The sequence below is a fragment of the Limnohabitans sp. genome, assembly GCF_036804465.1.
Lineage (GTDB): Bacteria > Pseudomonadota > Gammaproteobacteria > Burkholderiales > Burkholderiaceae_C > Limnohabitans.
The window spans coordinates 51,949-58,544 of sequence record NZ_DAIRSK010000020.1 but is presented as its reverse complement, the minus strand read 5'-3'; the positions used below and the strand labels follow the sequence as shown (position 1 = coordinate 58,544).

Sequence of the window (6,596 nt, the reverse complement as noted above, 5' to 3'; positions counted from 1 at the left end):
TCTTGATGGATGCGACCGTGGGTTTCATCAACATCAACCAAAACAAGATCATCAAAATCTTCTCGGTTGCAAGCGTCGCGCTGCTGCCGCCCACCTTGATTGCCAGCATTTACGGCATGAACTTTCAATACATGCCAGAGCTCAGCTTGAGTTGGGGCTACCCTCTTGCATTGGCATTGATGTTGGCCAGCGCGATCGGCCCCATGTGGTACTTCCGCAAGCGCGGATGGCTCAAATAATCAAGCAGCCAGGGCAAACAGCACACGATCAAGCACTGCCGCACTGTAACGGCTAGCGATGCTTTGGATGAAGCGTTGAAAGTCTACATGGGCCGAGTCGTCAGCACGGTCTGAAATGATTCGCACTGCGGCCAAGGGCACGCCATAGTCATGACACACCTGTGCCATCGCAGCGCACTCCATCTCTACCGCCAAGGCATCGGGCAACTCACGTCGCAAAGCTTGGCTCTCCATCGTTTGCGAAACAAAGCGGTCACCACTCACAATCAAGCCTTGGTGGAATTGGGCTTTCGCCAAATCTAAATTCAGCCACTGCGACGGGTGCAATGTGGCCAACATGTCTTGCATCGCCAGTGGTGCCGCAACAGCCAAGGCATGGCTCAATGTGGGATCTGCCGGAAAACGGGTCATACCTGTCAAAGGCACTTCATGGCGCGCAAACAATGGCGATGCATCCATGTCGTGCTGAATGAACTCACGCGCCACCACCACATCACCCACATTCACCTGAGGGGCTAAACCGCCCGCCACGCCAGTAAACAGTATGCGGTTGACACCAAACCGCTCAATCAACACAGTGGCCGTGGTCGCCGCTGCCACCTTGCCAATGCGCGACAACACGGCCACCACCTCTTGACCATGCCAGTGGCCGACCCAAAATTCGCGGCCTGCGACCACGGTTTTTTGCTCGTCGGGCATGCGCGCCAGCACCGCGGCCAACTCTTCGTGCATGGCGCTGACCAGCGCAATGCGACTCATGCAGGGGATTTGTCTCGGAGTTCGCGTCGCAGCACTTTGCCAACCGGCGTTTTAGGCAACTCGGTGCGGAACTCCACCACGCGCGGGCGCTTGTAGCCCGTCAGGTTTTGGCGGCAGTGCTCCATCACTTGCTCTTGCGTCAAAGCAGGGTCTTTGCGCACCACCACCAACTTGACGGCTTCGCCTGAGTGCTCATCAGCAATGCCAATGACAGCGCATTCCATCACGCCGGCCAAACCCGCCACCACTTCTTCTACCTCGTTGGGATAGACGTTGAAGCCGCTGACCAAAATCATGTCTTTCTTGCGGTCCACGATGCGGAAATAACCATGCTCGTCCATCACGCCCACATCGCCCGACTTAAAGAAACCATCTGCTGTCATGACGCGAGCGGTTTCTTCGGGGCGCTGCCAATAGCCAGCCATCACTTGCGGCCCACGAATCGCAATCTCGCCTGGGGTGCCGACGGGCACTTCATTGTTTTCATCATCAATGATCTTCATGTCCGTGCTGGACAAAGGCACACCAATGGAGCCATTGAAGGCTGTGTTGGTCACGGGGTTGCCACTGGCGGCGGGGCTGGTTTCTGACAAACCGTAGGCTTCGCAGATCGAGCAACCTGTTTTCTCCAGCCACTGTCTCGCCACAGGACCTTGCACAGCCATGCCACCGCCAACTGACACCACCAAGTGTGACCAATCCACTTTGTTGAAATCGGGGTGATTCACCAAGGCATTGAACAATGTGTTGACTGCAGGAAACACATGGAAGCGATGCTTGGTCAGCTCTTTGAACACCGCTGGCAAATCACGCGGATTGGGAATCAGGACCGAGCAACCGCCCATGCGCATGCAGGCCATGATGTTGAGCGTGAACGCGAAGATGTGATAGAGCGGCAACGGGCAAATAAAAGTCGGCACTTCGTTGGCAGGAATGCGCTTGAGCGCGGGCTCAAACCAAGCCGACGCTTGCAACATATTGGCCATCACATTGCGGTGCAGCAACTCGGCCCCTTTTGCAACACCCGTGGTACCCCCTGTGTATTGAAGAACCGCCAACTGGTCACCGTGAATTTCGGGTGCAGTCAGCGTGCAGCGCTCACCTTGCACCAAGGTGTCATTGAAGCGCACCGCTGTTGGAAGATGAAACGCAGGCACTAATTTTTTTACCTTGCGCACGACATAGTTCACCACCGTGCCTTTGAGCCAATCCAGCTGATCGCCCATGGCGCACAACACCACATGCTTGACAGGAGTTCGAGCCAGGCACTCTTGCAAGGTGGCGCCAAAGTTTTCCAAAATCACGATGGCTTTGGCGTCCGAGTCTTTGAGCTGCGCCTCTAACTCGCGCGGTGTGTAAAGCGGGTTGATGTTGACCACCACAAAACCAGCGCGCAGCACAGCGGCCACGGCGATGGGGTACTGCAACACGTTGGGCAACATGATGGCCACGCGGTCACCCAACACCAGCCCCAAGCTTTGCAAGTAAGCGCCAAACACTTGGCTCAAACGGTCAAGCTCTTTGTAGCTCAGTCCTTTACCAAGAAAGCTAAATGCCGTGCGGTCCCCGTATTTGCGAAAACTCTCTTGCATCAGATCGACCAGCGAGCTGTAAGCAGTGATGTCAATTTCTGCGGGTACGCCTGCTGGGTAAGCGCTTAACCAAGGCTTTTGTGTAGAGTTCATGCGATCGCCTCATGCTGTCTTTTGGAAGTTTGACCTACGTCAGGGTGGCGCAAGGTTACACGACTTTTCAAAGACGACAGAGGCGGAAAAACCCGAAAGATAATCACCCAATGAATCACCGTTGGAAGCCCAGTGTCACCGTCGCCGCCATCATTGAGCGCGATGGCCATTTCATGCTGATTGAAGAGCACACCCCTGAAGGCTTGCGTCTCAACAACCCTGCGGGCCACCTTGACCCGGGAGAGTCCCCCGCAGATGGCTGCGCGCGAGAAGCGCTGGAAGAAACCACGCACACCTTCGAGCCCACAGCACTGGTCGGCATCTACATCTCGCGCTTACAGCGCCCTGCACGCGAAGGTCGCGCTGCGCAAGACGTGACCTACTTTCGCCTCGCGTTTTGCGGCCAACTGGGCGAGCCCGTGCCAGGCGCCAAACTCGACAAGGGCATTGTGCGCACGCTATGGATGACACCAGATGAAATTCGTGCCAACGCGCGCCGCTTGCGCAGCCCTCTGGTGCTGCGCTGCGTAGAAGACCACTTGGCAGGCCAACGCTTTCCACTCAGCCTGATCTACACCGACCCCAGTGTGTTGGATCTTGCAAAGAGATAATTGCCACATGGCAAATAACAAACGTGTGGTGGTGGGCTTGAGCGGCGGCGTTGATTCTGCGGTCAGCGCCTACCTTCTGAAGCAGCAAGGCTACGAGGTCATCGGCATCTTTATGAAAAATTGGGAAGACGATGACGGCAGCGAATACTGCTCATCCAACATCGACTTCGTAGACGCTGCAGCCGTGGCTGACGTGATTGGCATTGACATCGAGCACGTCAACTTTGCCGCCGAATACAAAGACCGCGTATTTGCTGAGTTCTTGCGCGAATACCAAAGTGGTCGCACGCCAAACCCAGACATTTTGTGCAATGCAGAAATAAAATTTAAAGCATTTTTAGACCACGCCATGCGCCTAGGTGCTGAAAAAATTGCCACTGGCCATTACTGCCGTGTACGCGAAGTGGGCGGCGAGTTTCAGTTGCTTAAAGGCCTGGACCCAAGCAAAGATCAAAGCTACTTTTTGCACCGCTTGAACCAAACGCAACTGTCTAAAACATTGTTTCCCGTGGGCGAGTTGCACAAAACCGAAGTGCGCCGTATTGCAGATGACATCGGCTTACCCAACGCCAAGAAAAAAGACTCCACCGGCATTTGCTTCATCGGCGAGCGCCCTTTCCGCGAATTTTTAAACCGCTACATCGCCAACGAGCCTGGGCCCATCAAAGACGAACGCGGCCGCCATATTGGCACCCATGTGGGCTTGAGTTTTTACACGCTAGGCCAACGCCAAGGCCTAGGCATTGGCGGCCTCAAAGCCAAAGGTGCTGACATGGACGCCCTGCGTGCCCGCGGCTTGCGCGGCGCTGGCGAACACCAACCTTGGTTTGTAGCCCGCAAAGACTTAGCCACCAACACTTTATATGTGGTCCAAGGCCACGACCATCCTTGGTTGCTTTACGGCGCGCTGCAGGCGGATGACTTGAGTTGGTGTGCCCCCCATGCACCTGCCTTGGGCCGCTTCGCTGCCAAAACCCGCTATCGCCAAGCCGACGCCCCGTGTGCGCTGAGCTTCAACATAAAAGGCGAGCTGTTGCTCGCCTTTGATGATCCTCAGTGGGCCGTCACACCAGGCCAATCGGCTGTGTTGTATGACGGTGAGGTGTGTTTGGGCGGCGGGGTCATAGCCAGCGCTGCAGCGCTGAACGCAACCCCTGCCTGAGTTGCCTGCGGCGTCATGCCGCGTTGGTTTTACTTGAGTACAGCAGCAGCGGCCGGCACTTTGGCTTCTACCTTTTTGGTGGCATCGGCCTTCACAACATCCGCTTTTTCCTTCACCACTTTTTTGGCTTGCGCTTGAGCGGCTGGAACAGCTTCAGCTTTGGTTGCTGCGACGACTCCAGCGGGCGCAGCAGTTGCAGGAGTTGCCACTGAAGCAACCGGTGTGGTTGCGAACGCGGCAGCAGAAAAAGCACCAACGATCAAAGAGGCAATCAACTTGTTCATACACAGTTTCCTTTTAAGTTTTCGATCAACTCCAACATCGGAGTGATCAAACAACGGACTGAAATGAACAACTGTTGACGCAAATATTTAATTATTTTGGTCAACTTTGAGACGGTCTATTCGTTACGCGTGGCGCGGTCAGATTAAAACGGAATGTCATCATCCATGTCATCAAACCCACCCTTGGCAGGCGCTGCCGCTGCTGGGCGTTGCGCTGCGGGGGCAGCTGCGCGAGGAGCTGCTGCAGGGCGGCTGTAGCCGCCTTCTTCGCCACCACCACCGCTCGGTGCGCCCATGCCTTCGCGACCGCCCAAGAGTTGCAACTCAGTCGCAATGATGTCCACCGTATTTTTTTCTACGCCCGTGGTTTTGTCAGTGTAGACACCGTATTTCAAACGGCCCTCGACGTAGATCGGACGGCCTTTTTTGACGTATTCGCCAGCGATCTCTGCCAAGCGGTCATAAAACGTGACACGGTGCCACTGCGTGTCTTCAATCATCTCGCCGCTGGTTTTGTCTTTGCGCTTGCTCGATGTCGCCACACTCACATTGGCCACGGCTTGGCCGCTGGGCAGGTAGCGCACTTCAGGGTCGCGGCCGCAGTTGCCGACGAGGATGACTTTGTTAACGGATGCCATGGGTAAATTCCTCCAGTAGATGACTAATTATGCGGTCTTTGCGACATGCTGCCGAGGCGCCGGCGCCACCATCGGCCAAGCTACCACCAACCACAGCACCATGAGTGCCGCACTGGTTAAAAACAAGCCTTGTGTGCCATAGGATTTGGCCAGCTGGCCGCCCATCAAACCACCTGCAAAGAAGCCCAAGGATTGCAAAGTGTTGTAGACGCCCATGGCCGCGCCCCGCGACGACGCGGGCGCAATGCGCGACACCATGCTGGGCTGCGTCGCTTCCAGCACGTTAAAGCCACAAAAAAAGGCAAACAGCAACCAAGCCAGCCACGTGATGCTGGGTGTATCCGACGACACCCAGAGCAAACCGAGTTGCACTAAAACAAGAAGGGCAATGGCACTCAAAAACACAGCGCGCAAATAACCGCGCCGCTCTAAAGGAAACACACCACCCATCACCACAAAAGAACCCAACACCGCAGGCAGATAAATTTGCCAGTGGTCGTCTTTGAGCCAACCCGCTTGCACCAACATGGCGGGCACCACCACCCACATAGCCAGTTGCACCGCATTGAGCACAAACACACCGATATTCAAACGCAGCAACGCAGGATCGGACAGCACCCGTCGCAAACCGCCCCGCCCCGCATCTTTGAGCACAGCGGGCTCAGGCGGCACCGCCCACACCACCACCGCCATTCCCATCACCGCCAACACGGCGGTGAGAAAAAACAAACCCGATAAGCCAATATGGGCGTTCAACAAAGGTGCCACCACCAGCGACAAAGCAAACATCAGCCCAATGCCAGCGCTGACCAAGGCCAAGGCTTTGGTGCGCACCACGTCACGGGTTTGATCCGCCAACAAAGCCGTCACCGCCGCGGACACGGCACCCGCACCCTGCAGGGCACGACCCACCAACAACTCACTCAGAGAATCCGCATATCCCGCCAACAAACTGCCCAAACCAAACACCAGCAAGCCAAACATGATCACCCGCTTGCGGCCCAATCGATCCGACGCCATGCCAAATGGAATTTGCAACATGCCCTGCGTCAAACCATAAATGCCCATGGCCAAGCCAATCAACGCGGGGTCGTCTCCGCCAGGGTACTTGCGCGCCTCCAGCGCAAACACGGGCATCACCAAGAACAACCCCAGCAGCCGAAGCGAAAAAATGGACGCGAGTGTGAAACTGGCACGCCGCTCCATTGGCGTCATGGT

At 56.1% G+C, this 6,596-nt stretch carries 8 protein-coding genes; 3 read left to right on the top strand and 5 right to left on the bottom strand.

The features are described from left to right. On the top strand, positions 1-239 hold a 239-nt coding region (locus tag V7Q41_RS11420), incomplete at its 5' end, for a CorA family divalent cation transporter (RefSeq protein WP_333845984.1). Here the strand turns inward: V7Q41_RS11420 and V7Q41_RS11415 are convergent. Both V7Q41_RS11415 and V7Q41_RS11410 read right to left on the bottom strand, forming a co-directional pair. Next, entirely contained in the window at positions 240-998 is a 759-nt protein-coding gene (locus tag V7Q41_RS11415) for a 5'-methylthioadenosine/adenosylhomocysteine nucleosidase (RefSeq protein WP_333845983.1), read from the bottom strand. It lies immediately after the preceding gene. Continuing rightward, positions 995-2,683: a long-chain-fatty-acid--CoA ligase gene (locus V7Q41_RS11410; protein ID WP_333845982.1), complete on the bottom strand. Its 1,689-nt coding sequence runs from the start codon at positions 2,681-2,683 to the stop codon at positions 995-997. The genes V7Q41_RS11415 and V7Q41_RS11410 overlap by 4 nt, the downstream gene beginning before the upstream one ends. A gap of 110 nt (positions 2,684-2,793) precedes the next feature. Between V7Q41_RS11410 and V7Q41_RS11405 the strand changes: the two genes are divergently transcribed. After that, positions 2,794-3,294 carry an NUDIX hydrolase gene (locus V7Q41_RS11405; protein WP_333845981.1) on the top strand — a complete coding sequence of 167 codons (501 nt, stop codon included), beginning with the start codon at positions 2,794-2,796 and terminating at the stop codon, positions 3,292-3,294. 7 nt (positions 3,295-3,301) lie between these two features. Continuing rightward, positions 3,302-4,456, top strand: a complete 1,155-nt coding sequence (mnmA, locus tag V7Q41_RS11400; protein ID WP_333845980.1) for a tRNA 2-thiouridine(34) synthase MnmA — start codon at positions 3,302-3,304, stop codon at positions 4,454-4,456. Positions 4,457-4,485: 29 nt separating this feature from the next. Here mnmA and V7Q41_RS11395 read toward each other — a convergent pair whose 3' ends face one another. The 3 genes from V7Q41_RS11395 to V7Q41_RS11385 form a co-directional block, all read right to left on the bottom strand. Next, entirely contained in the window at positions 4,486-4,794 is a 309-nt protein-coding gene (locus V7Q41_RS11395; RefSeq protein WP_333845979.1) for a hypothetical protein, read from the bottom strand. Between the two features lie 89 nt (positions 4,795-4,883). Then, positions 4,884-5,378 (bottom strand): single-stranded DNA-binding protein, encoded by a 495-nt coding sequence (gene ssb / locus V7Q41_RS11390; protein WP_333845978.1) that lies wholly within the window; start codon positions 5,376-5,378, stop codon positions 4,884-4,886. 27 nt (positions 5,379-5,405) lie between these two features. Further along, positions 5,406-6,593, bottom strand: a complete 1,188-nt coding sequence (locus V7Q41_RS11385; protein WP_333845988.1) for an MFS transporter — start codon at positions 6,591-6,593, stop codon at positions 5,406-5,408. Positions 6,594-6,596 lie beyond the last annotated feature (3 nt).